This is a genomic window from Allobosea sp. UC22_33, from assembly GCF_042700715.1.
Classification (GTDB): Bacteria; Pseudomonadota; Alphaproteobacteria; order Rhizobiales; family Beijerinckiaceae; genus Allobosea.
Window position 1 is genome coordinate 2,126,976 of sequence record NZ_CP170556.1, and the last position, 26,556, is coordinate 2,153,531.

Annotated in this window: 27 protein-coding genes and 2 pseudogenes; 4 read left to right on the plus strand and 25 right to left on the minus strand. The window is 66.6% G+C overall.

Features of this window, described 5'->3' with window-relative positions:
• Window positions 1-4 precede the first annotated feature (4 nt).
• The 5 genes from aroQ to ACFJGT_RS10135 all read right to left on the minus strand — a co-directional run bounded on the left by aroQ (window position 5) and on the right by ACFJGT_RS10135 (window position 3,502).
• Window positions 5-454 (minus strand): type II 3-dehydroquinate dehydratase, encoded by a 450-nt coding sequence (gene aroQ, locus ACFJGT_RS10115; RefSeq protein WP_377848394.1) that lies wholly within the window; start codon window positions 452-454, stop codon window positions 5-7.
• Window positions 455-501: 47 nt separating this feature from the next.
• Window positions 502-1,233: an amino acid ABC transporter ATP-binding protein gene (locus tag ACFJGT_RS10120; RefSeq protein WP_377848959.1), complete on the minus strand. Its 732-nt coding sequence runs from the start codon at window positions 1,231-1,233 to the stop codon at window positions 502-504.
• 68 nt (window positions 1,234-1,301) lie between these two features.
• Window positions 1,302-2,135 carry a transporter substrate-binding domain-containing protein gene (locus tag ACFJGT_RS10125; RefSeq protein ID WP_377848395.1) on the minus strand — a complete coding sequence of 278 codons (834 nt, stop codon included), beginning with the start codon at window positions 2,133-2,135 and terminating at the stop codon, window positions 1,302-1,304.
• A gap of 49 nt (window positions 2,136-2,184) precedes the next feature.
• Entirely contained in the window at window positions 2,185-2,826 is a 642-nt protein-coding gene (locus ACFJGT_RS10130) for an amino acid ABC transporter permease (protein ID WP_377848396.1), read from the minus strand.
• A 7-nt stretch (window positions 2,827-2,833) separates the two neighbouring features.
• Entirely contained in the window at window positions 2,834-3,502 is a 669-nt protein-coding gene (locus ACFJGT_RS10135; RefSeq protein ID WP_377848397.1) for an amino acid ABC transporter permease, read from the minus strand.
• A 224-nt stretch (window positions 3,503-3,726) separates the two neighbouring features.
• On the opposite strand from ACFJGT_RS10135, the gene ACFJGT_RS10140 reads away from it, so the two are divergent.
• The gene (locus ACFJGT_RS10140; protein ID WP_377848398.1) at window positions 3,727-4,392 is read left to right on the plus strand and encodes a TetR/AcrR family transcriptional regulator; all 666 of its coding nucleotides are present in this window, start codon (window positions 3,727-3,729) and stop codon (window positions 4,390-4,392) included.
• 35 nt (window positions 4,393-4,427) lie between these two features.
• Here ACFJGT_RS10140 and ACFJGT_RS10145 read toward each other — a convergent pair whose 3' ends face one another.
• On the minus strand, window positions 4,428-4,922 hold the full coding sequence (locus tag ACFJGT_RS10145) for a type II 3-dehydroquinate dehydratase (protein ID WP_377848399.1): 495 nt from the start codon (window positions 4,920-4,922) through the stop codon (window positions 4,428-4,430).
• A gap of 184 nt (window positions 4,923-5,106) precedes the next feature.
• Here ACFJGT_RS10145 and ACFJGT_RS10150 point away from each other — a divergent pair, with 184 nt between their 5' ends.
• Window positions 5,107-5,799, plus strand: a complete 693-nt coding sequence (locus ACFJGT_RS10150; RefSeq protein ID WP_377848400.1) for a GntR family transcriptional regulator — start codon at window positions 5,107-5,109, stop codon at window positions 5,797-5,799.
• Between the two features lie 365 nt (window positions 5,800-6,164).
• Window positions 6,165-6,947: a LuxR C-terminal-related transcriptional regulator gene (locus tag ACFJGT_RS10155; RefSeq protein WP_377848401.1), complete on the plus strand. Its 783-nt coding sequence runs from the start codon at window positions 6,165-6,167 to the stop codon at window positions 6,945-6,947.
• Between the two features lie 6 nt (window positions 6,948-6,953).
• On the opposite strand, the gene maiA is transcribed toward ACFJGT_RS10155, so the two are convergent.
• From maiA to ACFJGT_RS10225, 14 genes and pseudogenes are all read right to left on the minus strand, one after another.
• Window positions 6,954-7,586 carry a maleylacetoacetate isomerase gene (maiA, locus tag ACFJGT_RS10160; RefSeq protein ID WP_377848402.1) on the minus strand — a complete coding sequence of 211 codons (633 nt, stop codon included), beginning with the start codon at window positions 7,584-7,586 and terminating at the stop codon, window positions 6,954-6,956.
• Between the two features lie 14 nt (window positions 7,587-7,600).
• On the minus strand, window positions 7,601-8,371 hold the full coding sequence (locus ACFJGT_RS10165) for an SDR family NAD(P)-dependent oxidoreductase (RefSeq protein ID WP_377848403.1): 771 nt from the start codon (window positions 8,369-8,371) through the stop codon (window positions 7,601-7,603).
• A 13-nt stretch (window positions 8,372-8,384) separates the two neighbouring features.
• The gene (locus tag ACFJGT_RS10170; protein ID WP_199092255.1) at window positions 8,385-9,215 is read right to left on the minus strand and encodes an SDR family NAD(P)-dependent oxidoreductase; all 831 of its coding nucleotides are present in this window, start codon (window positions 9,213-9,215) and stop codon (window positions 8,385-8,387) included.
• Window positions 9,216-9,238: 23 nt separating this feature from the next.
• A complete protein-coding gene (locus tag ACFJGT_RS10175; RefSeq protein ID WP_377848404.1) occupies window positions 9,239-9,859 on the minus strand; it encodes a glutathione S-transferase family protein in 621 nt (206 codons plus the stop codon).
• Between the two features lie 13 nt (window positions 9,860-9,872).
• Window positions 9,873-11,570, minus strand: coding sequence for an FAD-dependent oxidoreductase (locus tag ACFJGT_RS10180; protein ID WP_377848405.1), 1,698 nt, complete (start codon window positions 11,568-11,570; stop codon window positions 9,873-9,875).
• A gap of 10 nt (window positions 11,571-11,580) precedes the next feature.
• Window positions 11,581-12,324, minus strand: coding sequence for an SDR family NAD(P)-dependent oxidoreductase (locus ACFJGT_RS10185; RefSeq protein ID WP_377848406.1), 744 nt, complete (start codon window positions 12,322-12,324; stop codon window positions 11,581-11,583).
• Between the two features lie 30 nt (window positions 12,325-12,354).
• A pseudogene (locus ACFJGT_RS10190) lies at window positions 12,355-13,060 on the minus strand (ABC transporter ATP-binding protein).
• 1 nt (window position 13,061) lies between these two features.
• Window positions 13,062-13,874: an ABC transporter ATP-binding protein gene (locus ACFJGT_RS10195; RefSeq protein WP_377848407.1), complete on the minus strand. Its 813-nt coding sequence runs from the start codon at window positions 13,872-13,874 to the stop codon at window positions 13,062-13,064.
• Complete coding sequence (locus tag ACFJGT_RS10200) at window positions 13,864-14,847, minus strand: branched-chain amino acid ABC transporter permease (RefSeq protein WP_377848408.1); 984 nt, start codon at window positions 14,845-14,847, stop codon at window positions 13,864-13,866. Before ACFJGT_RS10200 ends, ACFJGT_RS10195 begins: the two co-directional genes overlap by 11 nt.
• A gap of 6 nt (window positions 14,848-14,853) precedes the next feature.
• Window positions 14,854-15,756, minus strand: a complete 903-nt coding sequence (locus tag ACFJGT_RS10205) for a branched-chain amino acid ABC transporter permease (protein WP_377848409.1) — start codon at window positions 15,754-15,756, stop codon at window positions 14,854-14,856.
• A 92-nt stretch (window positions 15,757-15,848) separates the two neighbouring features.
• Window positions 15,849-17,057, minus strand: a complete 1,209-nt coding sequence (locus tag ACFJGT_RS10210; protein WP_377848410.1) for an ABC transporter substrate-binding protein — start codon at window positions 17,055-17,057, stop codon at window positions 15,849-15,851.
• Window positions 17,058-17,183: 126 nt separating this feature from the next.
• Window positions 17,184-17,924, minus strand: a complete 741-nt coding sequence (locus ACFJGT_RS10215) for a GntR family transcriptional regulator (RefSeq protein WP_377848411.1) — start codon at window positions 17,922-17,924, stop codon at window positions 17,184-17,186.
• An 86-nt stretch (window positions 17,925-18,010) separates the two neighbouring features.
• A complete protein-coding gene (gene fahA, locus ACFJGT_RS10220; RefSeq protein ID WP_377848412.1) occupies window positions 18,011-19,219 on the minus strand; it encodes a fumarylacetoacetase in 1,209 nt (402 codons plus the stop codon).
• A gap of 254 nt (window positions 19,220-19,473) precedes the next feature.
• Complete coding sequence (locus ACFJGT_RS10225; RefSeq protein ID WP_377848413.1) at window positions 19,474-19,908, minus strand: MarR family winged helix-turn-helix transcriptional regulator; 435 nt, start codon at window positions 19,906-19,908, stop codon at window positions 19,474-19,476.
• Window positions 19,909-20,013: 105 nt separating this feature from the next.
• Here ACFJGT_RS10225 and hmgA point away from each other — a divergent pair, with 105 nt between their 5' ends.
• Entirely contained in the window at window positions 20,014-21,366 is a 1,353-nt protein-coding gene (gene hmgA, locus ACFJGT_RS10230) for a homogentisate 1,2-dioxygenase (protein ID WP_377848414.1), read from the plus strand.
• A gap of 268 nt (window positions 21,367-21,634) precedes the next feature.
• On the opposite strand, the pseudogene ACFJGT_RS10235 reads toward hmgA, so the two are convergent.
• The 5 genes and pseudogenes from ACFJGT_RS10235 to tmk all read right to left on the minus strand — a co-directional run bounded on the left by ACFJGT_RS10235 (window position 21,635) and on the right by tmk (window position 26,550).
• Window positions 21,635-22,439, minus strand: a pseudogene (locus tag ACFJGT_RS10235) (MBL fold metallo-hydrolase).
• 9 nt (window positions 22,440-22,448) lie between these two features.
• Window positions 22,449-23,249 carry a TatD family hydrolase gene (locus ACFJGT_RS10240; protein WP_377848415.1) on the minus strand — a complete coding sequence of 267 codons (801 nt, stop codon included), beginning with the start codon at window positions 23,247-23,249 and terminating at the stop codon, window positions 22,449-22,451.
• On the minus strand, window positions 23,249-24,808 hold the full coding sequence (gene metG, locus ACFJGT_RS10245; RefSeq protein ID WP_377848416.1) for a methionine--tRNA ligase: 1,560 nt from the start codon (window positions 24,806-24,808) through the stop codon (window positions 23,249-23,251). The genes ACFJGT_RS10240 and metG overlap by 1 nt, the downstream gene beginning before the upstream one ends.
• A gap of 21 nt (window positions 24,809-24,829) precedes the next feature.
• On the minus strand, window positions 24,830-25,900 hold the full coding sequence (locus ACFJGT_RS10250) for a DNA polymerase III subunit delta' (protein ID WP_377848417.1): 1,071 nt from the start codon (window positions 25,898-25,900) through the stop codon (window positions 24,830-24,832).
• Window positions 25,900-26,550: a dTMP kinase gene (gene tmk, locus ACFJGT_RS10255; protein WP_377848418.1), complete on the minus strand. Its 651-nt coding sequence runs from the start codon at window positions 26,548-26,550 to the stop codon at window positions 25,900-25,902. Before tmk ends, ACFJGT_RS10250 begins: the two co-directional genes overlap by 1 nt.
• Window positions 26,551-26,556 lie beyond the last annotated feature (6 nt).

Sequence of the window (26,556 nt, forward strand, 5' to 3'; positions counted from 1 at the left end):
GTCCTCACGCGGCTTTCTCGTCGATGAGCTTGGCGATGCGTCGCAAGCCAAGCTGATAGCCCTGCGTGCCGAAGCCGGCGATGACGCCGTCCGAACGCATGGAGACGTAGGAGTGATGGCGGAAGGCCTCGCGCTTATGCACCTGCGAGATATGGCACTCGATCACCGGCCCCTCGAAGGTGTTGAGCGCGTCAAGCAGCGCGACCGAGGTATGCGTGAAGGCGGCCGGGTTGATGACGATGCCGGCGCCGTCCTCGCGCGCCTCATGAATCCAGTCGATCAGTTCGTATTCGCGGTTGGACTGGTGAAAGCGCAGTTCCAGCTTCAGGTCCTCGGCGAGCTTGCGGCAGTCGCGCTCGACATCGGCCAGGGTCTCGTGCCCGTAGATGTGCGGCTGGCGCTTGCCGAGCAGGTTCAGGTTCGGGCCGTTCAGGACATAGACGAGGCGGGACATCGATCGCATTCCGTTGAGGCGTCCGGGCCGAGCCGGACGCAAAGGCTTCAATGCTTGCTGAGGATTTCGCCGAGGAATTTTCGGGTGCGCTCGTGGCGCGGGTTGTGGAAGAACTCTTCCGGCGGCGCCTCCTCGACGATGGCGCCCGAGGCCATGAAGATGACGCGGTTCGCCACCTGCCGGGCGAAGCCCATCTCATGGGTGACGCAGATCATGGTCATGCCCTCCTCGGCGAGGCCGATCATGGTGTCGAGGACTTCCTTGACCATCTCGGGGTCGAGCGCGGAGGTCGGCTCGTCGAACAGCATGACCTTGGGCTTCATGCAGAGCGCCCGCGCGATCGCGACACGCTGCTGCTGGCCACCCGAGAGCTGGGCCGGATACTTCTCGGCTTGTTCCAGGATCTTCACACGGCCGAGCAATTGCCGGGCAGTGGCCTCGGCCTCCGCCTTGCTGGCCCCGAGCGAGCGCATCGGCGCCAGCATGCAGTTCTCCAGCACGGTCATATGCGGGAAAAGGTTGAAGTGCTGGAAGACCATGCCGACCTCGCGGCGCACCGCGTCGATGGTCTTCGCATCGTCGTCCAGCCGGGTGCCGCCGACCCGGATCTCGCCCTTCTGGTAGTTCTCCAGATGGTTGATGCAGCGGATCAGCGTCGACTTGCCCGAGCCCGACGGCCCGCAAAGCACGATGCGCTCGCCTTTGCGGACCGACAGATTGATGTCGGTCAGGGCCTTGAACTCGCCATACCATTTCTCGACATGCGTCATGGCGATCATGGCATCCGCCGAAGCGGCGTTCTGGACGGCTGGCTGGTTCATGGTCCTGACCTCGTTTCGTCGCGCGCTCAGCTCGCGGTGAAGGTGATGCCTTCGAGGCTCTCCGGGAACTTGTGCACCGGCACCTTCATCCACTTGTCGTAGACCTTCTGCAGCTCGCCATTGGCCTTGATCTTGTCGATGAAGGTGTTGATCGCGGCATTGATCTCCTTCTCGCCAAGGCGGGTGCAGGCGCCGTTATAGAGGTTCTGGAATTCGAGCTTGTTCTCGAACTCGCCGGGGCGGGCCTGCTCGATGCGCTGCATGTAGAAGATGTTGCCGCCGATCGCCTGGACCTGGCCGGAGACCAGCGCCTGGATCGAGGGCGCATCGCCGTCATAGCGGCGGATCGTGGTGCTGGCGGGCGCGTTCTTGGTCACCTGCGTGTCCTGCGCCGCGCCCTTGGCGACGCCGATCGTGTAGCGGCCCATATCCTCGTTCGTGGTGATCTTGTCCTTCTTCGGACCGATGAACACGATGGTGTTGGCGACATAGGGCTTCGAGAACTGCACGGCCTTGGCACGCTCGGGCAGCATCGCCATGGTGGCGAACAGCACGTCGACACGGCCGGTGGTCAGGGCCGGGATGCGGTTGTTGACCTCGAGCGGCACGAACTCGACCTGCACGCCGAGTTCCTTGGCGAAGAGCGTCGCGATATCGGCGTCGAGGCCGTCCTGCTTGCCGGCGCTGGTGACGAAACCCCACGGCGGGTTGTCGCCCTGGATGCCGACGACGATCTTGCCCTTGGCCTTGATTTCGGCCGGAGTGACCGCAAGAGCAGGGGCGCCGAGGATTGCCGGCATCGCAAGCGCGGCAGCGCCGGCGATGAGGACGCTGCGGCGGGTGGTCTTCATCTTTGTCATGTTTCTCTCCCTCTTCGTGTTTGGTTGGTTCAGGCGGTGAACGGGGTGGTCAGCGCGCGGCAATAGCCATGCGCCGCTCCAGATGCGAGCCGTAGAGCGAGAGCGGCCAGCACAGCAGGAAGTAGAGGATGCCGACGACCCCGAAGACGAGGAGCGGCTGGAAGATCTGGTTGGAGACGATGTTGCCGGCGCGCGTCAGCTCGGTGAAGCCGACGATGGCGGCAAGCGATGTTCCCTTGATCAGCTGGACCAGGAAGCCGACCGTCGCCGGCAGTGAGATCCGGATCGCCTGCGGCAGGACGACGTCCCGCATGCGGGAAACATAGTTCAGGCTCAGCGCCTTGGCCGCCTCGGTCTGGCCTTTCGGCACGGCCTCGATCGAGCCGCGCCAGATCTCGCCGAGATAGGCGCTGGCATGCAGCGTAAAACCGATCGCGACGGCGACCCAGGCATCGAGCTTCAGCCCGACCAGCGCGAGGCCATAGTAGACCACGAAGAGCTGCATCAGCAGCGGCGTGCCCTGGAACAGCGCGATATAGCCCGACGTGATCCGCTCCATCAGCGGCCGGCCGGAGATCCGCATCAGCGCGATCGCGAGCCCGAACACGCCGCCGCCGATGAAGCCGACGAGCGAGAGCAGCACGGTCCATTTGAGGCCGGTGAGCAGGAAGAGGAATTCGTTCGTTCCCATCGCGCCCTCACTTCACCGGATAGCTGAAGTAGCGGGCCGAGATCGCGTCGAAGAAGCGCATCATCACCCAGGAGATCACGAGGTAGAACAGCGTGATCGTGCCGTAGACCTCGAAGGAGCGGAAGCTGTCGGACTCGATCCGCTGCGCCACCGATGTCAGTTCATAGGCCGAGATCGCCGAGGCGATGGAAGTCGTCAGCGTCAGCAGCACGAACTGGCTGGTCAGCGAGGGGAAGATCGCCCTCAGCGCCGGCTTCAGCACGATCAGCCGGAAGACCTGCGCCTTGTGCAGGCCGAGCGCGAGCCCCGCCTCGATCTGGCCCTTGCCGATCGACTGGACGCCGCCGCGGATGATCTCGATGGCGTAGGCGCCGCCATTGATGCCGAGCGCGATGATCGCGGTCGGCGTCGGATCGAGCTTCACGCCGATCAGCGGCAGCGCGAAATAGATGAAGAAGATCTGGACGAGGAAGGGCGTGTTGCGGATCAGCTCGACGAAGGCCTTCACCAGCCAGCGCACCGGAGCGATCTTCGAGTCGCGCAGGATGACGCCGCCGATGCCGATCACGATGGCCAACGCCATGCCGCACAAGGCGAGCAGGAAGGTGCCGAGGCAGCCCATCAGAAGATCGGGCAACCCATCGATCACCGGCGTGAAATCGAGCTTGTAGTTCATGGCGCTCCCTGACAGTCGACCTTCTCAAAAGGGGTCGATCCGGTTCCCGTCCGCAGTCGCGGCACCTCTCATCGGGTGCCTTGGCCTTCAGGCTCGCCGGCTTGCGCTTTGCCGACGACACGTTAATTGTACCATTTAGTTCATTTGGTCAAGCGCAATGTACCGCCTTGTCCATTTCGATGGGTTCGCCCTAGTGTCCGGGCTGGTTCTCTCGCGGGTGAAGCATGAGCAAGGCAGCGACGGCCTCGAAGGGAGTAGGCCGCAAGCCCGCGTCCTGGACGCAGGACCCGGAAGGCGTTCGCCGCAATATCCTGGCTGTGGCGAAGGAGGAATTCGTCGAGAACGGCCTGAGCGGCGCACGGGTCGACGAGATCGCGGCGCGCACCGCGACCAGCAAGCGGATGATCTACTATTATTTCGGGGACAAGGAGGGGCTCTACCGCGCCGTCCTCGAGGAGATGTACGAGCGCATCCGCGGCTTCGAGCGCAGCCTCGATCTCGCCAGCCTGCCGCCGGTGGAGGCGATGACGCTGCTGGCCGGCTTCACCTTCGACTACCATGCCGAGAACCCGGATTTCGTGCGGCTCGTCATGGTCGAGAATATCCACCATGCCCGCCATCTCGCGACCTCCGACCGGATCGCGACACTCAACCTTTCGGCCATTGACATGATCCGCGAGGCCTATGAGCGCGGCGTGGCGGCGGAGCTGTTCCGGCCGGGCATCGAGGCACTCGACATCCACCTGACGATCAGCGCGCTCGCCTTCTACAACGTCTCCAACCGCGCCAGCATCCGCCAGGTCTTCGGCCACGACATGGGCGCGCCCGAAGCGCTGATCCGTCGCCGCGCCGCCGCGATCGATACGCTGCTGCGCATGCTGCGCGCCTGAGGCCTTGCCGGTGCGGGCAGGCGAGGGCATCGCCGTCAGCTCCGCGCCGCGACGAGGCCGGCCATCGCCTGGATGGCGAGCTCGTAACCGGCGGCGCCCATCCCAATGATGATGCCGGTAGCGGTCCGCGAGACCAGCGAGTTGTGATAGATGCTCTCGCGCGCATGCACGTTCGAGATGTGCAACTCGATCTTCGGGCCGTCGAACATCTTGAGCGCATCGAGCAGCGCCACCGAGGTGAAGGTATAGCCGGCCGGGTTGATGATGATGCCGCAGGCCTCCAGCCGTGCCTGATGCACGCTCTCGACCAGTTCGCCTTCGAAATTGGTCTGGCGGAAATCGATCGTGAAGCCGAGCGAGCCTGCCTTCGCCTCGCAGCTTTCCTTGATCTCCGCCAGCGTGGTCGAGCCGTAGATATGCGGCTCGCGCTGTCCAAGCAGATTCAGGTTCGGACCGTTCAGGATATAGACGCGGCGCGATGCAGCCACGCCTCCCGATGGGGCGCGGGCAGGCCCTTCCTTCTTCGACATGACGACCTCCCGCGGCGACGTTCTCATGACCTCGCTCGCATTTCCTGAAGGCGACGTTATACAGGATGAAAGGAAGATCAACCGATATTTTATAAATCATCAGCTGATCACTATGATCGCCGTCGACTGGGCTTGCGGGCGGCCGCAGCGCCTGACAGGAATGCAGGAGACGATAGGGAGCATCATGACAGACGCGGCATTCGATCTCGGCGGCGAAGACATCCCGGCGCTGTCGACGGGTGAGCAGGCCTATGAGCGCATCCGGCACGACATCGTGCTCGGCACGCTCCAGCCCGGGCAGCGCCTGCCGCTCGATCGGCTGAAATCGGTCTACGGCGTCGGCATCAGCACCTTGCGCGAGATCCTCAACCGATTGGCCCCGCAGGGGCTCGTGGTCGCGGAAGGGCAGCGCGGCTTCCAGGTCGCGCCATGTTCGGCGACGGACCTCAGGGAGCTCGCCGATCTGCGCCTGCTGATCGAGAGCAATGCGCTGGCGCAATCCTTCGAGGCCGGCGATGTCGAGTGGGAAGGGCGCGTCGTCGCCGCCCATCACAAGCTCGCCCGGATGGAACAGCGCCTGCTCGCCGGCGAGGAGTCCGGCACGCAAGCCTGGAAGCGCTACGATTTCGAGTTCCATCAGGCGCTGGTCTCGGCCTGCGGCTCGAAGGCGCTGCTCGATATCCATGCCGGCATCTATGACCGCTACCTGCGCTACCAGATGGTGTTCTTCATCTTCTGGGGGCCGACCTCGACCCAGGACCACAAGGCCTTGCTCGATTGCGCGCTCAACCGCGACGCCGCCGGGGCGCAACGGCTGCTGCACGGCCATATCCATGGCTGCATCGACATGGCGCTGGAGCGCGGGCTGGTCGGCTGAAGACGTCTCGGTCGCATGGATAACTGCGCGATCGCCCCTGCTTGGAACCACCCTTGTCATTCCGGGGCTTCGCGCAGCGAAGAACCCGGAACCCACGACTGGGTGAGCCGCTCCTCACCGGGCACACGATGTTTCACCCAGTCGTGGGTTCCGGGTTCGCCCTCGGGGCGCCCCGGAATGACAATCGTGGACTCGAAGCCGCCATGTGAAAGCGTCTACGGGCAGGGCGCTGTCCTTTGAAACGGCCGTCTCGCCTCATCCGAAAGTTTGCATGCGAAGTTGGATACTGTTAACGCTGGAAGCCTGAAACGGCCTCCGCCGCCGGCTGCAAGCCGGGCCGAAAGAGGGGCCGGCGGGAGGTTCGAATGCAGCTTGTGGCCATCCAGCAGGCCTTGGCGGCGCGCAGTATCCTGGCGACCATGCCGCGCGTGATCGAAAGCGTCGGCCGCTCCGATTTTTCCAGCGGCCTGTTCGATATCGCCCGCCGCTTCACCGGCACCGAGATCGTGACCGCCTTCGTCGCCGCACCCGACGGCGAGGTGCATACGCTGCTGGCCGAGAACCACTACAATTCCGGGCAGCCGGCGCTCGAGATCGCCCGCCGCTACGTGGCGCGGCACTGGCGCGCCGATCCGGCCAACATGATCGCGCTCGATGACAGCGACGCGGCCGATTGCTGGGGCGTGCGGATGAAGGCCGGCGATATCGAAAGCTCGGCCTATCGCAGCGAATGCTATCTCTCGGTCGGGCTGTCCGAGCGTTTCTCGCTGCTGCAGCGCCGCGAGGCCGGCACGCTGCGGCTCAGCATCTACCGCCGCCGTAAGGAGAGCTTCAGCGAGGCGGAGATCGATAATCTGGTCGAGAGCGCGCCGCTCCTGATGGCGGCGCTCTGGCGCCATTACGAAGTGACGAAGCCGGCGGGCGGCCGTAGCGCCGCACAGGATTTCCACGCCCGGCTGGAGAAGGCTGCGCCCGGCCTGTCGAAGCGCGAGCGGGATGTCTGCGCGCTCGTCGCCGCCGGCCTGACCTCGGAGGGCATCGCGCTCGAACTCGGCGTCGGCATCAACACCGTGCTGACCTATCGCAAGCGCGCCTATGCCAGGCTCGGCATCTCCTCGCAGAACGAGTTGATGCGCATCCTGATGTGAGCCGGCTCAGGCGGCGTCGGGCTGCCGGTCGGGCCTTGCCGCCATGAAGGCGGGCAGGGCGGCGCAATGCGTGTCGATCGCGACGAGCTTCGGATAGGGCGAAAGGTCGATCCCATAGCGCCGCGCGCTGCCGATCTGCGGCACGAGGCAGATATCGGCCAATGTCGGCGCCGCGCCGAAGCAGAACGGGCCGGGCTGGTCCTGGATCAGCTTTTCGCAGGCGCTCAAGCCCTCGCTCATCGCGGTTGCAAGCCAGTCCTGCACATCCGCCTCCGAAAAGCCCTTGCTGCGCAGGCGCTTCTGGATCCTCGGATTCTGGAAGGGATGGGTCTCGCAGGCGATGACCAGCGCGAAGGCCTCGACCCGGGCGCGCAAGGTACTATCCGCCGGGAAGAGCGGCGGCTGCGGCACCTCGCGGTCGAGCCAGCCGATGATCGCAAGCGACTGCGTCAGCACCGTGCCATCGTCGAGCTCCAGCGCCGGGATCAGCTTTTGCGGATTGATCGCCGCATAGGCCGGCTCGTTCTGGGCGCCGTCGCGGAGGTTGTGGATCACGCTCTGCGGCGTCACACCCTTGAGGTTGAAGGCGATCCGCGTGCGCCAGGCGGCGGAGGACCGGAAATAGCCGTGCAGGATCATGTCGGTGTCCCCTGTCAGGCCATCCGGTAGCCGCCATTGACGTCGATCGTCGCGCCGGTGACGTAGGAGGCCTGCTCCGACAGCAGGAAGGACACCGCCCCGGCGATGTCCTCGGGCGTGCCGAGCCGGCCGAGCGGCACGGCCTGCGCCAGCGCATCCATCGAGCCCGGCGCTGCCGAGCGCGGCGTCGCCGCAGTAAGCATCGGCGCGTCGATCACGCCGGGCGCGACGCAGTTCACGGTGATGCCCAGCGATGATAGTTCGCGAGCCATAGCCTTGGTGAAGCCGAGGATCGCCGATTTCGACGAGATATAGCTGGCCGAGCCGCGATAGCCTCCGAGCTCTGCCGCGACCGAACTTGTCGTGGTGACGCGCCCGCCCTCGACCGGCAGCGCCCGGCGTCGGCGCGCATAGGCGCGGATACTCAGGAAGACACCGCGCGTGTTCACGGCGTGCGTCTTCTCCCAGTCGTCCAGCGTCATGTCGAAGATGGTCGGCCGCTCGCCATCGGCAGCCATCAAGAGCACGCCGGCATTGCAGACCAGCCCGGTCACCGGACCATGCGCCGCCTCGACCGCATCGAACAGCGCTTCGACCGAGGCCTCGTCGGAGACGTCGACCGCCCAGCCGCCATGGCCGGAGCCGGGCAGGGCGCTCGCGACCGCTGCCGCCGGCTCCTTCGTCAGGTCGCAGACCGCGACGCGCCAGCCATCGGCCGCGAGCTTATGGGCGATGGCCGCGCCGATGCCGCGGCCGGCGCCGGTGACGAGGGCGAGCTTGCTCATGTCGGTCTCCGGTTCATTCGCTGTAGACGCCCTGCGCGAGCAGGGCCTTGGAGGAGAAATCGCGGCCATGGCCGCGCGTGAAGAAGCCGGCCGAAACACCGCCATCGGCCATGATCAGCGCGCCGTTGACGTAGCTCGCGAGGTCCGAGAGCAGGAACAGGCAGACCGAGGCCACTTCCGAAGGCTGCGCGAGGCGCCCGAGCGGCGTGCGATCCTCCATCACGCCCGCGACGAAGCTTTCGGGGATGCCGCGGCGGATCATCGGGGTATCGGTCGCGCTCGGGCCGATGCAGTTCACCCGGACGCCATGCGAACCCCATTCGACGGCGAGGTCGCGGGTCAACCCGACGACACCGGCTTTCGAGGCGCAGTAATGCGCCCGGCCGGACTGGCCGCCGAGCGAGGAGACCGAGCCGATCGTGACGATGGCGCCGCGCCCGCGCGCGACCATGCGCCGGCCTGCCGCCTGGCAGGAATAGAAGGTGCCGGAGAGGTTGACCCCGATCACCGCCTCCCAGCTCTCAGCAGCGAGTTCGGTGGCCGGGGCAGGGCGGGAAATGCCGGCCGCGGTGATCAGCCCGTCGAGCGGGCCGAGATCGCGCTCGATCGCTTCGACCGCTGTTTCCGTGGCGGTGGGGCTGCGGACGTCGAAGCTGGCCACGACGGCACGGGCGCCGAGCGCCGCGATCTCGCAGACGGTCTCAGTGGCGCCCTGCTCGTTGGCGTCGGCGATGGCGACGGCTGCGCCTTCCCGTGCCAGCGCGAGCGCGCATTCCCGCCCGATGCCGGAGGCGCCGCCGGTGATCAGGACGGTCCGGCCGGCAAGCCCGAGATTCGCACCCATCGCCGCCTCCTGCCGTTCCGGCCTCAGCCCAGTTTCTGGCCGCCGAAGGCGGGACGCCCGGCGATCTCAGCAAACCAGGCGGCGGCCTGCGGCCGGCCTTCGCGCCAGTTCAGGTCGGCGAATTGCAGGTCGAGATAGGACAGCGCGCAATAGAAGGTGATCGTGCCGATATCGACGCGGTTGCCGAAGCCGGCAGCCTTGCCCTCGATCAGGTCGAGCGTGGCATGGACCTTGGCGAGCTGCCCATCGATCCAGCGCTGCCAGCGCTGTTCCTCGCTGCGCAGCAGGCCCTCGTAGCGGGCGGCGAGCGCGGCATCGAGCAGGCCGTCGCCAGAGCTTTGCTCGGTCAGGGCGTTCCAGCGTGCCTTGGATTCGGCCGGGAACAGCGAGCCGCCGCCGAGCCCGTCGAGATATTCGCAGATCACGCGGCTGTCGGCGATCGTCGAGCCGTCATCGAGCAGCAGGGTCGGGACTTGGCCGAGCGGGTTGGTCTTGATGATGTTCTGCTCGCGCGCCAGCGGCCCGCCGGACTTGTACTCCTGCGAGACGTCGAGCATCTCGATCCGGTCGGTGAGGCCGAGTTCGGCGGCGGCGATCCGGACCTTGAGGACGAAGGGCGAGGTGGCGGACTGGTAGAGCTTCATGGGAATGCCTTTCTCAGCGCGGCAGGCGGTCGGGCTCGGAAGCGAGCGCCCGCCCGGTGATGAAGCCGAAGGTGAGCGCGGGGCCGAGCGTGATGCCGGCACCCGGATAGGCGCCGGCCATGATCGAGTTCATGTCGTTGCCGCAGGCATAGAGCCCGGCTACGGGCTGCTCGTTGCGGCCGAGAACGCGCGCCTGAGGGTCGCAGGTCAGGCCGGTCGCGGTGCCGATATCGCCGGGCCAGACCTTCACGGCGTAGAAGGGCGCGGTCTCGATCGGCCCCAGGCAGGCATTGGGCTTGTTGCTGGGGTCGCCGAGATAGCGGTTGTACTCGCTCGACCCCTTGCCGAAGGCCGCATCCTCGCCGGAGCGCGCCGCGGCGTTCATGCCGGCGGCCGCTTCCGCCAGCGCCGCGGCGGGCACGCCGATGCGCCCGGCGAGCGCGGCGACGCTCTCGCCTTCGAACAGATAGCCGGCTTCAACGAAGGCCTTCGGCGTCTTCAGGCCGGGATGGACGAGGCCGAGCCCGTATTTGCGCAGGAAGGCGCTGTCGCAGACGAGGAAGGCGGGCACGGCACCGCTGGCATGCATCGCCTCGACGAAGCCGTGGTACGAGGTCGCCTCGTTGACGAAGCGGCGGCCCTGGCCATCGACCGCGATAAGGCCGGGCTTGGCGCGATCGAGGATCAGGTGCGGGAACTGCACCTCGCTGCCATCGGACTTCCTGAGCACCGAAACCGGAGTCCAGAAGGCGGCGCCGATATTGTCGTCGCGCAGGGCACCGCCGGCCGCGAGGCCGAGAGCGATGCCGTCGCCGGTATCGGTCTTCGGCGCCATCGAGCGATGCACCTCCGCATGCGGCATGTGCTCGCCCCGCATCGCGGCATTGGCGGGAAAGCCGCCGCTCGCCAGCACGACGCCACGCCTTGCGCCGATCCGCCGCTCGCCCTGCGGGCCTTTGAGGGTAACGCCGATGACGGTGCCATCCTTGAGGATCAGCGAGCCCGCCGCAGTCTGCGTGCGCAGGTCGATGCCCGCCTGCCGTGCCGATTTCAGCAGGCGCCCAGCGAGCGCATTGCCCATCAGCAGGCGTGAGCCGCGCGGGTGGCGCAGGCGGTCGAGGCCGTACTGAATCAGCAACTTCGCGCTGTGCTTGAAGTTCGCGAGATTGCGGAAACGGCCGACCAGCGCGTCGATATCCTTCCGGTTGACCATCATGCCGCCGAGCACGGTGAATTCCTTGAGCGGCGGCCGCAGCAGGGCGAAATCGGCTCCGAGCTCGTTGCCGTCATAGGGGGCGGGGTCGATCGTGCGGCCGCCCTTGGAGGCGCCCGGCTGCTCGGGCTGGTAGTCCGGCGAATAGGCCCGGGCCTCGAACTTCAGCGCCGTCTCGCTCTCGAAGAACCGGACCATTTCCGGTCCGTTATCGAGGAAAGCCCGCATCAGGTCCGGCCGCAGGCGGTTGCCGAGCACGGCTTCGAGATAGGTCATCGCCGCTTCGCGCGTATCGGCATGGCCGGCCTTGGCGGCATGCGGGTTCTCCGGCACCCACATGGCGCCGCCGGAGACGGCTGTGCTGCCGCCGATATACTCGCTCTTCTCGATCAGCAGCACGTCGAGCCCGGCCTTGGCGGCAGTGATCGCCGCCGCCATGCCGCCGGCGCCCGAGCCGACCACGACGACGTCGCGGATTTCGTCGAATGTCTCGCTCATCGCCGCGCCCTCAGCCGCCCATGCCGCCGCCGAGCGACTTGCCGCCGTCGACGAGCAGGACCTGGCCGTAGATGAAATTGGTGCGCGGCGAGGCAAGGAAGGCGACGGCGTTGGCGATGTCCTCCGGCGCCGCGAGCGCTCCCGTCGGCTGCTGGGCGAGCAGGGCGGCGCGGGCCTCTTCCGACTGCTTCGCCACCATCTCGGTCGCGACCCCACCCGGCGCCACCGCATTGACGGCGATTCCGCGCGGCAAAAGCTCCATCGCCATCGCCCGCGTCAGGCCGACGACGGCTGCTTTCGAGGCGACGTAATGGGCGTGGTTGCGGGCGCCCAGAAACGTCCGGGAGGCGATGTTGACGATGCGCCCGCCCTTGTCCATCCGCCGCGCCACCGCCTGCGAGAGCAGGAAAAGCGCGGTGACGTTGACATCCATCATCCGGCCGAAATCGCTCGCCGCGAGATCGAAGAACGGCTTGTTCTCGAAGATTCCGGCATTGTTGACGAGCGCCTGCGCCACCGGCAGCCGTTCGGCCAGCGCGGAGAGGCCGGCGTGGTCGGCGAGATCGACGGGCTCGAAGAAAGTGCTGTGCCCCTGTGCCGTCAGCTCCTGCACCAGCGCGGTCGCGATCTCCGCCTCGCGGTCGAGGATGCCGACCGCAAATCCGTCGGCGCAGAGCCGTTCGACGATGGCCCGGCCGATCCCGCGGGCGCCGCCCGTGACGAGGGCGATGGGTTTATCCTGCGGCGTAATCATGAGCCGTTTCCCATATCGTATCGTCCCGGCTCAACCGCCGAGATAGGTGCGGCGGACGCTGTCGTCCTTCCGCAGTTTTGCGGATGCGCCCTCGAGGGCCATCTCGCCGTTCTCGAGGATGTAGGCATAGGTCGAGCAGCCCAGCGCGATCGCCGCGTTCTGCTCGACGAGCAGGATGGTGAGCCCGTCCTTGTTCAGCCGCTCGATGATCGCGAAGATCTGCTGCACGAGGACCGGCGAGAGGCCGAGAGAGGGCTCGTCGAGCAGGAGCAGCCGCGGGCCCGCCATCAGCGCCCGGCCGATCAGCAGCATCTGCTGCTCGCCGCCGGAGAGCGTGCCGGCCTTCTGCTGCAGGCGCTCCTGCAGCTTGGGGAAATATTCGAAGACGCGGTCGAGATCGCGCCTGATGCCGGCGGCATCGCTGCGGCGATAGGCGCCCATGTCGAGATTTCTCGCGCACGCTCATGTCGCGGAAGACCTCGCGGCCCTCCGGCACCTGCAGCACGCCGGCCGAGACGACCTTGTGCGAGGCCCAGGATTGGATCTCCTCGCCGGCGAAGCGGATGCGCCCCTTCGTCACCGGCACGAGGCGCGAGACGGTGTTCAGCGTCGTGCTCTTGCCCGCGCCGTTCGAGCCGAGCAGGGCGACGATCGCGCCCTCCGGCACCTTCAGCGAGACCTCGGAGAGCGCCTGGATGCGGCCATAGGCGGCGGAGATGCCGTCGATTTCGAGCAGATCAGCCATGATGCGTCTCTTGGGCGGCCTCATGCGCCGCATCGCGACCGAGATAGGCTTCGATGACGGCCGGATGGGCGCGCACCTCGGCGGCCGTGCCCTCGGCGATCTTGGTGCCGAAGCTCAGCACCGTGATCTTGTCCGAGATCGACATGACCAACTGCATGACGTGCTCGACCAGGAGGATCGTCAGGCCGTCGCGCTCGCGCAATTCGCAGAGCAGGCGGTCGAGCGCCGCGATCTCGCGGTTGCGCAGGCCGGCGGCCGGCTCGTCGAGCAGCAGGAGTTTTGGGCGGATAGCCAGCGCGCGGGCGATCTCCACCATCTTCTGGTGACCGAAATCGAGATTGCGCGCCTTGGTCTGGGCGTAGGAAGTCAGGCCTGTACGGTCCAACAACTCATCGACATGCTCGACGATGCCGCGCGGGCGGGCGCTGATCGCGTCGCGCCAGGAGCGGCCGGCATGGACATGGGCGCCGATCAGCACGTTCTCGAAGACGGAGAGCTCGCCGAAGAGTTCGAGGTTCTGGAAGCTGCGGGCGATGCCGAGCCCCGCCATCTCGCGGGCCGGCATGCGGGTGATGTCGCGCCCGTCACAGGTGATGCGCCCAGCGCTTGGCGTGTAGAAGCGCGAGATGCAGTTGAAGGTCGTCGACTTGCCGGCGCCGTTCGGGCCGATCAGGGCATGGATCGAGCCCTTCGCGACGGCCATGTCGAGCCCGCCGACAGCCGTCAGCCCGCCAAAGCGGATCGTCAGCCCCTCGACGTTCAAGAAGGGGGCGGCGCTCTGAGCGGCCATATTCTCAGCGGGCATGGCGCGCCTCCCGGATGCGGTCGCCGATGAAGGCGAAGAGGCCGCGCGGCGCATACATCATGAACAGGATCAGGATCGCCCCGTAGATGATCTCCTGGTATTGCGGCGCCTGGCGCAGCACCTCCGAGATCAGCCCGAACACGATCGCCCCGCCAATGGCGCCCGCGATCGAGCCGAGCCCGCCGACGACGACCATGGTGAGCACGAGGATCGTGGTCTGGAAGCCCAAGCTATCCGGATGGATGAAGGTCTGGAACAGGCCGAACATGCCGCCGGCGAAACCCGCGATCGCAGCCGAGAGCCCGAAGGAGACGATGCGGGCGCGGCGCACGTCGATACCCATCGCCATCGCCGCGACCTCCGATTCCCGCACCGCCCGGAACGAGCGGCCGAGCCGTGAGCGCGAGATCATGACCGTGAAGCCGATCATCACGAGGCAGAAGAACAGCACGAAGGGATAGGCCTGCTTGTCGCTGAGGATCTCGATCGGGCCGAAGCGGGCCGGGCTGATGCGCAGGCCGTTCGGGCCGTTGGTGACGCTGTCCCAGTTGGCGAAGACCCATTGCATCGCCTCGCCGAAGGCGAAGGTGGCGAGCGCGAGATAGATGTCGCGCATTCGTAGCGCGAGCGCCCCGATGAACAGCCCGACCGCACCGGCGACGAGAGCGCCGAACAGCATCGCGACAGGGTAGGGCAGGTCGACCGCGCGGTTGGCGAGCGCGCTTGCATAGATGCCGATGCCGTAGAAGGCGGCATGGGCCATCGAGAACTGGCCGGTCTCGCCGATGACGATGTGCAGGCCCAGGCACAGCACCACGAAGACCAGCAGCAGGTTGGCGATGTAGACCACATAGCCCGAGGTGAAGACGGGCAGGGCGACGGCGACGAGCGCGGCCGCGACGAGCCCGATCAGGGCAGGGCCGGAGAGCGCGCGCCGGGTCGGCGCGGGAGAGGCGAGGGGTGTCGACGACATCGGGCTTTAGACCTTCTTGATCGTCAGCTTCCCGCCGAACAGGCCCTGCGGGCGCAGGACGAGAACGATCAGGATGGCGAGGAAGGGGGCGAGCACGATGGCGCGCGACGAGATGAACAGCCCGACCATGTTCTCGACGATGCCGATGACGAAGCCGCCGACCACGGCGCCGGGCAGGCTGGAGAAGCCGCCGACGATCGCCGCCGCGAAGGCGAGCATGACGATCGAGCCCATATCGGCAGTCATCAGGATCTTCGGCGAGATCAGCAGCGCCGCGATGGCAGAGATCACGCCCGACAGGCCCCATATCAGCATATGGCAGCGGCGCAGGTCGACGCCGACGAGCTGGGCGGCCTTGGGGTTCATGCCGACGGCGCGCATGGCCCGGCCGGTCTTGGTGTAGTTGAACATCCAGAAGAAGGCGGCCATCACCGTGACAGCCGTGCCGAAGATGGCGAGGTCGAGCATCGTCACCGAGGCCTGGCCGATCATGACGGAATCGGTCGAGACCAGCGCCGGGAAGGAGCGCGGCGTGTCGCCGAAGCCGGTGCGGCGCACGAGGCCCTTCAGCACATAGGACAGGCCGAGCGTCGCGATGACCAGATAGACGAGGTCCTTGGCCGATTTCGCGACCTGGTCGAGCACGAAGCGGCGAAACAGCGCCATGGCCAGGAACGCAATGACCAGCGTCGCCGGCAGCACGACCCAGATCGGCATCTTCTGGAAGACGAAGAGATAGAGCGCGACATAGCCCGCCGCCATGAAGACCTCGCCCTGGGCGAAGTTCGGCACGTCCGAGGTCTTGAAGATCACCACGATGGCGAGCGCCAGCAGGGCGTAGACGCTGCCCGAGACGAGGCCCGAGGCGATGCCTTGCTGCAGGAAGATCAGCGCGAGTTGCAGGTCCATATCCGGCCCGATGCTCAGGTCAGGGAAGGGCGGCGGCGCGAAGACCGCCGCCCGGTCTCATGAGGGAAGGCCGAGAGGCCTGCCCGCGGTGGTCACTTCGCCTGATAGGTCCAGCGGCTGGTGAAGACGCCCGGCAGCGGGCTCATCGTGGTGCCGTCATACTTGATGAAGATCGTCGAGCGGTTGGCGGCGCGCTGCTCCGGGCCGAACTGCATGCGGCCGGCCATGACGCCCGAGTCGAAATCCTGCGTCTTCAGCGCGGCGAGCACCTTCTCGCGGGTCGGGTTCGGGCCGGCATCCTGCAGCGCCTTGACCAGCGACATCGCCGGGGGGATGCCATAGGGCATGTAGGTCTGCGGGTGGTCGGGCTTGGCCGCGAGCTCCGGATAGGCCGCCTTGTACATGTCGTAGATCGGCTTCAGCTTGGCGCCGCCGGGCGAGTCGATCATCACCTCTTGGGTGTAGAAGTTCTTGAGCGCGTCCTTGCCGACATTCTCGGCGAGCTGGTTGAGGCTCGCGGTGCCGGTGACCGAGAGGATGATCGGCTTGTTGAAGCCCATCTCGGCAGCCTTCTTGATCAAGAGCGCCGCAGGGCGGGCATAGGTGACCAGCAGGATCGCGTCCGGATTGGCGGCGCGGACCTTCAGGAAGGGCGCGGTGACGTCGTTGATGCCGGGATTGATCGACTCGACCGAGAGCTTCACGCCGTTGACCTCGGCGTCCTTCTTCGAGCCCTCGAGGTTCCAGGCGCCATAGGCGTCGTCATGGTTGATATAGGCGACATTCTTGGCGCCGAACTGCTTGGCCGCGAACTCGACCATCGCGCCGCCGACGGCGTATTGCGAGATCGAATAGGCGCCGAAGATGTAGTCGGTCGGCGGGAACAGCGCGCCGTCACCCGATGCGTTCAGCATCAGGTAGGGCACCTTGTTGCGGACGACATAGTCCTTGGCGGCGACGACGGCGGCCGAGCACGAGCCGCCATTGAGCATGAACACGTTTTCCTGCTCGACCAGCTTCTTCACCGCAGCGACCAAGTCGTTGGCGTTGCAGCGATCGTCCTCGACGACATACTCGATCTTGCGGCCGTGGATGCCGCCTTCCTTGTTGATCTTGTCGTAGTACATCTTGGCCGCGTTCACTACGTCGAAGCCATAGGCCATGTTCGGGCCCGAAAGCGGGCCGAAGATGCCGATCTTGATCGCCTTGTCGGTGATGCCCGGCTCCTGCGCGCCGGCAGCGGCCCCGATCAACAGGCTGGCGGCCAGCGTCAGGCCGGCTGCAGTCTTGTTCACGCTCATCGTCTCTCTCCATGGTCGTCGGTTTGTTGTGTCGTTGAGGTCGTCGGCTCATGGCGGCCCGATCCTGCGGGGATCATAGCGAGCGGGCGGCGGACATCTGTCACAGCGGCTTGGGACATCGCGGCTCTAGCCTTCTGAACCATGCAGCGGCGCCAGCGAAGGCGCGCCATGGGCGGGGTAGGAGAGCTCGCGGAAGATATGAAAGGTGCGCATGATGTGCTTGCGCATCGCCTGCTCGGCCCGGTCGCCGTCCCGCGACCGCAAGGCCTGCAGGATGATCGCGTGATCCTCGTTGCTGAGCCGGAACTCGGCCGGCGAGGTCATCCGCGCGACCGAGCCGTTGAAATAGAACCGGCCCGAACGCAGGATCGCGTCGCGCAGCTTCTCGTTGCGGGCGGCGGCGACGATGATGCCGTGGAACTCGCGATTGGTCTCGACGCGGGCCCTGTCGTCGACGGGGTCGCTGGCGATGCGGCGTGCATGCACGGCCGCGACGGCCGCGATCTCGTCATCGGTCGCCCGCTCGGCGGCGAGCCGGGCGGCATAGCCTTCCAGCGCGGCGCGGACTTCGGAGTTCTCGCTCGCCTCGACGGCGGTGATCTCGCGCACGGCCCAGCCGCGCCGACGCGGCACGATCAGCTGCTCGACGGCCAATCGCTGCAAGGCCTCGCGCACCGGCGTCCGGCTGACCGCCAGCGCCGCCGCGATATCGGCCTCGATCAAGGGCTCGTTCGGACGGATCTCGCCGGAAAGGATGGCGTTGCGCAGGGTTTCATAGGCATCGCCGGAGCGGCGCCGGCCGAGCGCGCCCTTCTCGGCATCTCCCGATGGCTGGTCCGAAGCGGCGAGTGTGAAGCGCTTCTGCATGCGATCCCCGAAGGCAGCGTCGATCCGATGATGCCGAAGCCTTATCGCGTCCGCTGTCACCAGAGCAGGGGACAGCGGCAGCCGTTTCAGCCGCGCGCCGGCAGCACTTCGGCCCGGCACTCGCCGAAGCCGATCGAGGCGAAACCCTCGCGACGGGCGCTGGCCTTCATGACGATCGCGTCGCCATCGACGAGATAGGTCCGACTCTCGCCATTGGGCAGCGCGATCGGCTCCCGGCCGCCGCGTGTGATCTCCATCAGGCTGCCGAAGGAGCCGGGATCGCGGCCGGAGATCGTGCCGGAACCGAAGAGATCGCCCGGTTCGAGATTGCAGCCGTTCGAGCTGTGATGCGCGACGAACTGCGCCGGCGTCCAGTAGAGGTCGCGCGTGCTCCCACGCGAGAGCCGGTGCGGGGGCAGACCGCTTGCGCGCATCGAAGCGGTCTCGATGAAGACCTCCAGCGTGACGTCGAGCGCATGTGGCACGTCTGCCTCGGCAGGGCTGAGATAGGGCAGGGCTGCCGGATCGCCGTCCGGACGCGGCGCCTGCGCCTTCCGGAAGGGTGCCAGCGCCTCCGGCGTCACGATCCAGGGCGAGATCGTCGTGGCGAAGCCCTTGGACAGGAAGGGGCCGAGCGGCTGGTATTCCCAGGCCTGGATATCGCGCGCCGACCAGTCGTTGAGCAGGCAGAAGCCGGCGATCCGGTCATCGGCTTCGTCGATCGGTACGGGCTCACCCAGCGCATTGCCAGAGCCGATCCAGATGCCCAGCTCCAGCTCGTAATCGAGATTGCGGCAAGGACCGAAGCTGGGCTGCGCCTCGTCCGGGCGCTTGCGCTGGCCATTGGGACGCAGGAAGGGCTCGCCGGACGGCCTGACCGACGAAGCGCGGCCATTATAGCCAATCGGGATATGCTTGTAGTTCGGCAGGAGCGGATTGTCCGGCCGCAGCAGCGAACCGATATTCAGCGCATGCTGGATGCCGGCATAGAAATCCGTGTAGTCGCCGACCCGCGCGGGCAGGCCGAGTAGGCAGTTCCGCGCCGGATGCAGCATCGGCTTAAGCTCTGCTTGCGCAGGCGAGCCTTCCGCCAGCAGGGCCGAAAGCCGAGCCCTGAGTTGCTTGCGCGCAGCCGTTCCCAGGCCGAGAAAGCCGTTCAGGGTCGGGGCGGCGGCCGCCGCGACGATCTCCTTGATGTCGGCGCAGAGGCCCGACGCCGCAAGCGCCGCCAGATCGAGGATTTCGTCGCCGATGGCGACGCCGCCCCGCGCTTGCCCGCCGTCGGGTGAGAACACACCAAAAGGGAGGTTCTGGATCGGGAATTCCGCATGGTCCGGGCCGATTCGACCCAGCTCTGCAGCGCCGGATCATGGCTTGCGTCGAGCGCGGCGGCGGAGGAGGTGGGGCGGGGCGGTTGTTTCGCCCGCGCGTCGAGAGTGCTGCCCTGCATAGGCTCATCCAATCCGTTCTGACTCGGTCAGTTCGGCGGCGAGCCTAAGCGGAAGCGCTGCCCGGCCTCTGTCCCCAGCGCGTGGGACGCGGGGCGCGCTCAGTCGGCGGGGAAGCGTTCCTCCATCAGAGCGAGCGCCTCGAGCAAGGGTTCGGCATGCGAGCCGAGCGCGGCGAGGATGCCGGCCTCGAAAGCCAGCGCGCGCGGCACGATCTCGTCATAGGCCTTCAGGCCCGCGGCGGTCAGGGACAGGCTTTCCTCGCGCCGATCCTGCTCGCTCTCGCGCCGGACGAGCCAGCGCCGCTCCTCCAGCGCCCGCACGGCCCGGCTGACCTTGGTCTTGTGCATCGAGGAATGCTTGCCGATGGCCTTGGCCGTCATCGTGCCGAACTGGGCGAGGGTGGCCAGCACCCGCCATTCCGGCACGGTGAGGTCGTGATGCGGTCCATAGACCGCCCGGAACTGCTGGGAGACCGCCGAGCTCAGGCGGTTCAGGCGATAGGGCAGGAAGTGTTCGAGCGCGAGTTTCGACATGCCTTGTTAGTTACAAAATCGACAGTTACCAGAGCAACCATCTCGAACGAAGCCCGCACAGGGCGTGCCGCGGGCCTCAGGCCGTCGCGAGGAGAGGGCGCCATCATGAACGTTCAGAACTCGTCCCATGTCGGTGCCGCCAAGGCCGCAAGCGCCATCGCCGCCGGCTACATGTCCGGCTTCGGCAACGGCTTCGAGACCGAGGCACTGCCCGGCGCCCTGCCGCTCGGGCGCAACTCGCCGCAGAAATGCGCCTACGGGCTCTATGCCGAGCAGCTTTCCGGCTCGCCCTTCACGGCGCCGCGCACCACCAACGAGCGCTCCTGGCTCTACCGCATCCGCCCGACGGTGGCGCATTGGAATGAATTCCGGAAGGTCGATGCCGGGTTCTGGCGCACCGCGCCGGCCCGTGAGGTCGACATGCCGATCGCGCCCTTGCGCTGGAGCCCGATCCCGATCCCGTCGGAGCCGATCTCCTTCGTCGAAGGCATCCACAGCATGACCACAGCCGGCGACGCCGGCAGCCAGGGCGGCATGGGCGCCCATGTCTACCTGATCACGCGCTCGATGGTGGACGAGTATTTCTACAATGCCGATGGCGAGATGCTGTTCGTGCCGCAGCAGGGCGATCTCCGGCTCTGGACCGAGTTCGGCATTATCGACATCGAGCCCGGCGAGATCGCGGTGATCCCGCGTGGCGTGAAGATCCGCGTCGAGCTCAGGGACGGGCCGGCCCGCGGCTATATCTGCGAGAACTATGGCGGCGCCTTCACCTTGCCGGAGCGGGGGCCGATCGGCGCCAACTGCCTGGCCAATCCACGCGACTTCCTGACGCCCGTCGCCGCTTACGAGGACCGCGACGCGCCCTCCAAGATGTATGTGAAATGGGGCGGCAATCTCTGGGCGGCCGATATCGGGCATTCGCCGCTCGACGTCGTCGCCTGGCATGGCAACTACGCCCCGTACAAATATGATCTCAGACGCTTTTCGCCGGTCGGGCCTGTCCTCTACGACCATGCCGATCCGTCGATCTTCACGGTGCTGACCTCGCCATCTGAGACGCCCGGCACCGCCAATATCGACTTCGTCATCTTCTCGGACCGCTGGCTGGTGGCCGAAAATACCTTCCGGCCGCCCTGGTACCATATGAACGTGATGAGCGAGTTCATGGGGCTGGTCTACGGCGTCTATGACGCCAAGACCGGCGGCGGCTTCGTGCCGGGAGGCATCTCGCTGCATAACAGCATGCTGCCGCACGGGCCGGACGTCGATGCCTTCGAGAAGGCGAGCAACGTCGAACTGAAGCCCCACAAGCTCGAGGGCACGCTGGCCTTCATGTTCGAGACGCGTTTCCCGCAGCAGGTCACGGCCTTCGCCGCCGGCTCGGCTTCGCTCCAGCGCGACTATGGCGGCTATGGCCACAAGCTGACCAAGCACTTCGACCCGAACAGGCCCTGAGATAGCCAACATCTGCCGAAAAGGGCGTCATCCCGGACAAGCCGCGTCGGAGCGCCGATCCGGTCTCCATCATGGAACTCTGCGCTCTCCGATCGATCCCGGGACAAGCCCGGGATGACGGCACAGTTCAGAGAGAACAGCTCGGTTCAGACGACGACCGTCGACGACCGTAAGGTCGGAAGAGGGTTGAAATCCGCCCATCCTTGATTCGCATAAGGTATATTATGGAACTTATCCTGATGCACACTTGGCCTGGAACGCCAGTGTTTCAGGCCGGAACCGAAACCGTCATGCCGTCGAACGCCACCTCTGAAATGCCAGCCAAGCGCTTGCTCAGGCTGGCATAATCGAGATCGACATGGAGATTGGTCAGGATCGCGCGGCGCGGCTTCAAATGCGCGATCGCCTCCAGCGACTGTGCCAGATGGAAATGGCTGGGATGCGGCGTCTCGCGCAGGCAGTCGAGGATCAGCACGTCGAGATCGGCCATGGCCTCCATCGCGGCCGGCGGGATCAGGCTGACATCCGGCAGATAAGCGAGATCGCCGAAGCGAAAGCCCAGCGCCTCGTAGTTCGGGCCGTGCTCGACCCCGGAACGGCAAGGCCGTGATCGGCCCCCCAGTGCCGTCGATGGTCTGCGGCCGGCCGGCGCTGATCTCGTCGAGATCGATGATCGGCGGATAGTAGCTGCCGGGCGGCGTCTCGAAGAGATAGCCGAAGCGCGAACGCAGCGAGGCTTGCGTCGTCGTGTCGGCATGGACTCGAATGCGCTGCCGCATATGCAGGACAAGCGCGCGCAGGTCGTCGATGCCATGGGTGTGGTCGGCGTGGTCATGCGTCATCAGCACGCCGTCCAGCGCCGACACCTCGGCCGAGAGAAGCTGCTCGCGTAAATCTGGCGAGGTGTCGACCAGAACACGCGTCGTTCCACCTGGACCACTGCGCTCGACGAGAAGCGAGCAGCGCCGCCGCCGATTCTTCGGCTCGGCGGGATCGCAAGCACCCCAGCCGGAGCCCGGCCGCGGCACGCCGCCGGAGGATCCACTGCCGAGGATGGTGACGGTGAGCGTCATGGCGTCAGGTCACGCCACCTGCGCGACCGGCGCGGCATGGTCCATCTTCCAGTAGCAGCGCCGCGCGTTCTCCGTGGTGATCCGGGCGATCTCGTCGAAGGACACGCCGATCGTCTCGCCAAGAACCTTCGCCGTTTCAACGACATAGGCCGGCTGGTTGCGCTTGCCCCGGAACGGAACGGGCGCCAGATAGGGCGCATCCGTCTCGACCAGCAGGCGCTCGCGCGGGACCATCCGGGCGATCCGGCGCAGGTTCTCGGAGGCCTTGAAGGTCAGGATTCCCGAGAACGAGACATAGAGCCCGAGCTCGACACCGGTCATCGCCAGCGCTTCGCCGGCCGTGAAGCAGTGCAGGATGGCAGGGAAGGCGCCCTTCCCCATCTCCTCGCGCAGGATCGCAATCATGTCGTCATCGGCTTCGCGGGAATGGATGACGAGCGGCAGCTGCGTGATCCGCGCCGCGGCAATATGCGTGCGCAACCCCTGGGCCTGCGCCGCACGCGGGCTCGAATCGTAATGATAGTCGAGCCCGGCCTCGCCAATGGCGACGCAGCGCGGATGGCGCGACAACTCCGCAAGGCGCTCGGCCGTAACGTCGAGTTCCTCATGGGCTTGATGCGGATGCGTGCCGACCGAGAACCAGACCGACGGAAAACGCTCCGCCAGCGCGGCATAGTCGGCGAAGCGCGCGACCCGCGTCGAGATCGTCACCATCCGGCCGACGCCAGCCTCCTCCGCCCGCGCGACATAGGCCGGCAGCTCCTCGGCGAAATCCGGGAAGTCGAGATGGCAATGCGTATCGATGACCATCACGCCGCCTGGCCGTCCTCGGGCTCGACATAGCGCGGGAAGATCGCGCTCGGCGCCGGCAGAGCGATGCCGCTGACAAGGCGATGTTCCGCGCCGAGCGCCGCGAAGCTTCGGGCCTCGGGCGCGACGCCGAGCAGGTCGAGCAGCTTGCCCGCGGCGACCGGCATCACCGGCTGCACCAGGATCGCGACCTCGCGCAGAACCTCGATCGTGACATAGAGAATAGTGTCACGGCGGGCCGGATCGGTCTTGGTCAGGCGCCAGGGCTCGTTATTGGCGAAATAGCGGTTCGCCTCGGCAATGAGAGCCCAGAGATCGGCTAGAACGGTGTGAAGGGCGAAGTCCTTCATCGCCTCGCGCGCCTTGGCGAGCGCCGCGTCGGCCATGGCGAGCATGGCTTCGTCGGCCTCGTTCAGCGTGCCATGCGGCGGCACCCTGCCCTCGCAGTTCTTGGCGATCATCGACAGCGAGCGCTGCGCGAGATTGCCGAGATCATTGGCGAGGTCGGCATTGATGCGCCCGACGATGGCGTCGTGGCTGTAATTACCGTCCTGGCCGAAGGAGACCTCGCGCAGGAAGAAATAGCGCAATTGATCGACGCCATAGGTCTCGGCGAGGCCGAACGGATCGACCACGTTGCCGAGCGACTTCGACATCTTCGTGCCCTTGTTCAGCAGGAAGCCGTGACCGAAGACGCGCTTCGGCAGCGGCAGCCCCGCCGACATCAGGAAGGCCGGCCAGTAGACCGCGTGGAAGCGCACGATGTCCTTGCCGATGATATGGACATCGGCCGGCCAGTAATGCGCGCGCGGGTTCGCCGGATCGGGGAAACCCGTCCCGGTGACATAGTTGTTGAGCGCGTCGACCCAGACATACATGACGTGCTTCGGGTCGCCCGGCACGGGCAGGCCCCAGTCGAAGGTCGTGCGGCTGATCGAGAGGTCCTCGAGCCCGCCCTTCACGAAGGAGACGACCTCGTTCTTGCGCGTCTCCGGCGAGATGAAGTCCGGCACGTCCTCGTAGAGCTTCAGGAGGCGGTCCTGATAGGATTTGAGGCGGAAGAAATAGCTCTCCTCCTCGACCCACTCGACCGGAGTGCCCTGCCCGCCCAGGCGCGTGCCGTCGGGCTGGAGGGTGGTCTCCTCCTCGCCGTAGAAGGCTTCGTCGCGCACCGAGTACCAGCCGGAATACTTGGCGAGATAGATGTCGCCATTGGCCTCCATCCGGCGCCACAGCTCGTCGGTCGAGATCTTGTGGTCGGCATCGGTGGTGCGAATGAACCGATCGAAGGAACAGCCGAGGCGCTGCTCCATCTCCTCGAAGCGCGCCGCGATCTTGTCGACGAACTCCTTTGGCGAGAGGCCGTTCTGCGCGGCCGTGCGCTGCACCTTCTGGCCGTGCTCGTCGGTGCCGGTCATGGCGAAGACGTCGTAGCCGTCGAGCCGCTTGAAGCGCGCGATCGCGTCCGACGCCACCATCTCATAGGCGTGGCCGATATGCGGCGGGCCATTGGTGTAATGGATCGCGGTCGTCAGATAGAATTTCGGGGCCGTGGCCATCGTCTGTCCGAAAGCTTCGCTTCACGCTGCGCGCGAGCGGGACACCGCAGACGACAGATCATGAAACAGGGTCATCACGAGCGGACGGCGGTCGAGATTATAGGTCTCGACCTCGCGCGCCTGCTGCCCAAGCTTTTCCCATACCTCCGCCAGCGGTGCAAGGCGCGCCGGTTGCGCCGCAGCATGCGCGTGAAGATGGTCGGAGATCCAGCCCTGCACGGTCTCGATCATCACTGCGAAATCGCGCTCGCCCGCCTTGCCGGCGACATCCTCGGCCAGCGCCATCAGGGCGGCCAGGTCGACCTGCGGCAGGGCATCGAGCCGCGCCCTCACCGCCTCGACGAGCGCCAGCGTCTCGGGATCGACATAGGTCAGCGCGCGGCGGACCGAGCCCTCGGACAGGCTCGCGGCCCTGCGCAGGGCCGAGGCGTCGAAAGGCATCTCCATGCGCTCCAGCGCCAGCCGGCCGGCCTCCGCGACATCGGCTTCGGCGAGCGAATCGAAGGTCAGGAGCCGGCAGCGCGAGCGGATCGTCGGCAGCATCCGCCCCGGGGCATGGGCGACGATCAGGAACAGAGCCCGCGGCGGCGGCTCCTCGAGCAGCTTGAGCAAGGCGTTGGCGGCCGAGCGCTCCATGTCCTCCGCCGAGTCGACGATGCAGACGCGCCAGCCGCCTTCGGCCGCGCTCGATCCGAAGCGATCGATCACGCGCCGAATGGAATCGACCGGGATGTTGCTGGTGTAGCTCTTGCCGTCCGGCTTCGGAATCCGGCGCAGTACATGCAGGTCCGGGTGCGATCGCGCCATCACCCGTCGCGTCGCCGGATCGTTCTCCGGCATGGCGAGATGGGCGCTGCGGGCCGCCCTTTCCTGCGGATCGCCCGCAGCGAGCAGGAAGCGCGCGGCGCGGTAGGCGAAGCTCGCCTTGCCGATGCCCTCCGGCCCGCCGAGCAGCCAGGCATGATGCATGCGGCCAGACGCGAGCGCGTCGAGGAAGGTGCGCTCCCGCGCCGCATGGCCGACGAGCGCGAGCGTCTCGCGCGGATGCGGCGCATTCGGTAGCCGATCGGGTTCGTCGCTGGTCGCTAGCATCAGGTATCCGGGTCGATGGGCAGGCGCTCGCGCAGGATATGCCACGCCGCCTCGGCAAGCGCCTCCGGAGGCAGCGTCGCGTCGAGCACGGCGCAGCGCTGCGGTTCGGCGCTCGCGATATCGCGATAGGCTTGGCGCAGATTGCGATGGAAGGCCAGCGTCTCGCCTTCGAAGCGGTCGATCGCTTCGCCGGGGCGGCGGCGTTTGGCGGCGCGAGCGAGGCCGATCTCGGGATCGAGATCGAGGATCAGCGTCAATTTTGGCATCAGGCCCGAGATGGTCACCGCTTCGAGTTCGGCCAGCAAGGCCTTGTCGAGCTGGCCGAGAACGCCCTGATAGACCCGCGTCGAATCGATGAAGCGGTCGCAGATCACCCATTCGCCGCGCTCCAGCGCCGGGCGGATCAGGCTGTCGATATGGTCGATCCGGGCGGCCGAGAACATCAGCGCCTCGGCGAAGGGGCCGTAGTCGCGCGCCTGCCCCGCCAGGATCATCTCGCGGATGGCCTCGGCCTTGGGAGAGCCGCCGGGCTCCCGCGTCGTCCGCGCCCTGAGGCCGGCCGCATCGAGTCGTTCGCTGAGCGCGCGCGCCAGCGTCGACTTGCCGGCGCCCTCCCCGCCTTCGAGCGTGATGAAATGTCCCGTGCCCATCTCGGC

Bases quoted from the DNA above. Each gene is read 5' to 3' on its own strand.
- ACFJGT_RS10120 (WP_377848959.1), bottom strand. From the start codon at position 1,233: ATGATCGCCATGACGCATGTCGAGAAATGGTATGGCGAGTTCAAGGCC.
- ACFJGT_RS10195 (WP_377848407.1), bottom strand. From the start codon at position 13,874: ATGCCCGCTGAGAATATGGCCGCTCAGAGCGCCGCCCCCTTCTTGAAC.
- ACFJGT_RS10150 (WP_377848400.1), top strand. From the start codon at position 5,107: ATGACAGACGCGGCATTCGATCTCGGCGGCGAAGACATCCCGGCGCTG.
- hmgA (WP_377848414.1), top strand. From the start codon at position 20,014: ATGAACGTTCAGAACTCGTCCCATGTCGGTGCCGCCAAGGCCGCAAGC.
- ACFJGT_RS10185 (WP_377848406.1), bottom strand. From the start codon at position 12,324: ATGATTACGCCGCAGGATAAACCCATCGCCCTCGTCACGGGCGGCGCC.
- ACFJGT_RS10140 (WP_377848398.1), top strand. From the start codon at position 3,727: ATGAGCAAGGCAGCGACGGCCTCGAAGGGAGTAGGCCGCAAGCCCGCG.
- tmk (WP_377848418.1), bottom strand. From the start codon at position 26,550: ATGGGCACGGGACATTTCATCACGCTCGAAGGCGGGGAGGGCGCCGGC.
- ACFJGT_RS10240 (WP_377848415.1), bottom strand. From the start codon at position 23,249: ATGGTCATCGATACGCATTGCCATCTCGACTTCCCGGATTTCGCCGAG.
- ACFJGT_RS10130 (WP_377848396.1), bottom strand. From the start codon at position 2,826: ATGGGAACGAACGAATTCCTCTTCCTGCTCACCGGCCTCAAATGGACC.
- ACFJGT_RS10145 (WP_377848399.1), bottom strand. From the start codon at position 4,922: ATGTCGAAGAAGGAAGGGCCTGCCCGCGCCCCATCGGGAGGCGTGGCT.
- ACFJGT_RS10165 (WP_377848403.1), bottom strand. From the start codon at position 8,371: ATGAGCAAGCTCGCCCTCGTCACCGGCGCCGGCCGCGGCATCGGCGCG.
- ACFJGT_RS10225 (WP_377848413.1), bottom strand. From the start codon at position 19,908: ATGTCGAAACTCGCGCTCGAACACTTCCTGCCCTATCGCCTGAACCGC.
- ACFJGT_RS10250 (WP_377848417.1), bottom strand. From the start codon at position 25,900: ATGCTAGCGACCAGCGACGAACCCGATCGGCTACCGAATGCGCCGCAT.
- ACFJGT_RS10125 (WP_377848395.1), bottom strand. From the start codon at position 2,135: ATGACAAAGATGAAGACCACCCGCCGCAGCGTCCTCATCGCCGGCGCT.
- ACFJGT_RS10135 (WP_377848397.1), bottom strand. From the start codon at position 3,502: ATGAACTACAAGCTCGATTTCACGCCGGTGATCGATGGGTTGCCCGAT.
- ACFJGT_RS10205 (WP_377848409.1), bottom strand. From the start codon at position 15,756: ATGGACCTGCAACTCGCGCTGATCTTCCTGCAGCAAGGCATCGCCTCG.
- ACFJGT_RS10170 (WP_199092255.1), bottom strand. From the start codon at position 9,215: ATGGGTGCGAATCTCGGGCTTGCCGGCCGGACCGTCCTGATCACCGGC.
- ACFJGT_RS10200 (WP_377848408.1), bottom strand. From the start codon at position 14,847: ATGTCGTCGACACCCCTCGCCTCTCCCGCGCCGACCCGGCGCGCGCTC.
- maiA (WP_377848402.1), bottom strand. From the start codon at position 7,586: ATGATCCTGCACGGCTATTTCCGGTCCTCCGCCGCCTGGCGCACGCGG.
- aroQ (WP_377848394.1), bottom strand. From the start codon at position 454: ATGTCCCGCCTCGTCTATGTCCTGAACGGCCCGAACCTGAACCTGCTC.
- ACFJGT_RS10175 (WP_377848404.1), bottom strand. From the start codon at position 9,859: ATGAAGCTCTACCAGTCCGCCACCTCGCCCTTCGTCCTCAAGGTCCGG.
- ACFJGT_RS10215 (WP_377848411.1), bottom strand. From the start codon at position 17,924: ATGCAGAAGCGCTTCACACTCGCCGCTTCGGACCAGCCATCGGGAGAT.
- ACFJGT_RS10210 (WP_377848410.1), bottom strand. From the start codon at position 17,057: ATGAGCGTGAACAAGACTGCAGCCGGCCTGACGCTGGCCGCCAGCCTG.
- ACFJGT_RS10180 (WP_377848405.1), bottom strand. From the start codon at position 11,570: ATGAGCGAGACATTCGACGAAATCCGCGACGTCGTCGTGGTCGGCTCG.
- ACFJGT_RS10155 (WP_377848401.1), top strand. From the start codon at position 6,165: ATGCAGCTTGTGGCCATCCAGCAGGCCTTGGCGGCGCGCAGTATCCTG.
- metG (WP_377848416.1), bottom strand. From the start codon at position 24,808: ATGGCCACGGCCCCGAAATTCTATCTGACGACCGCGATCCATTACACC.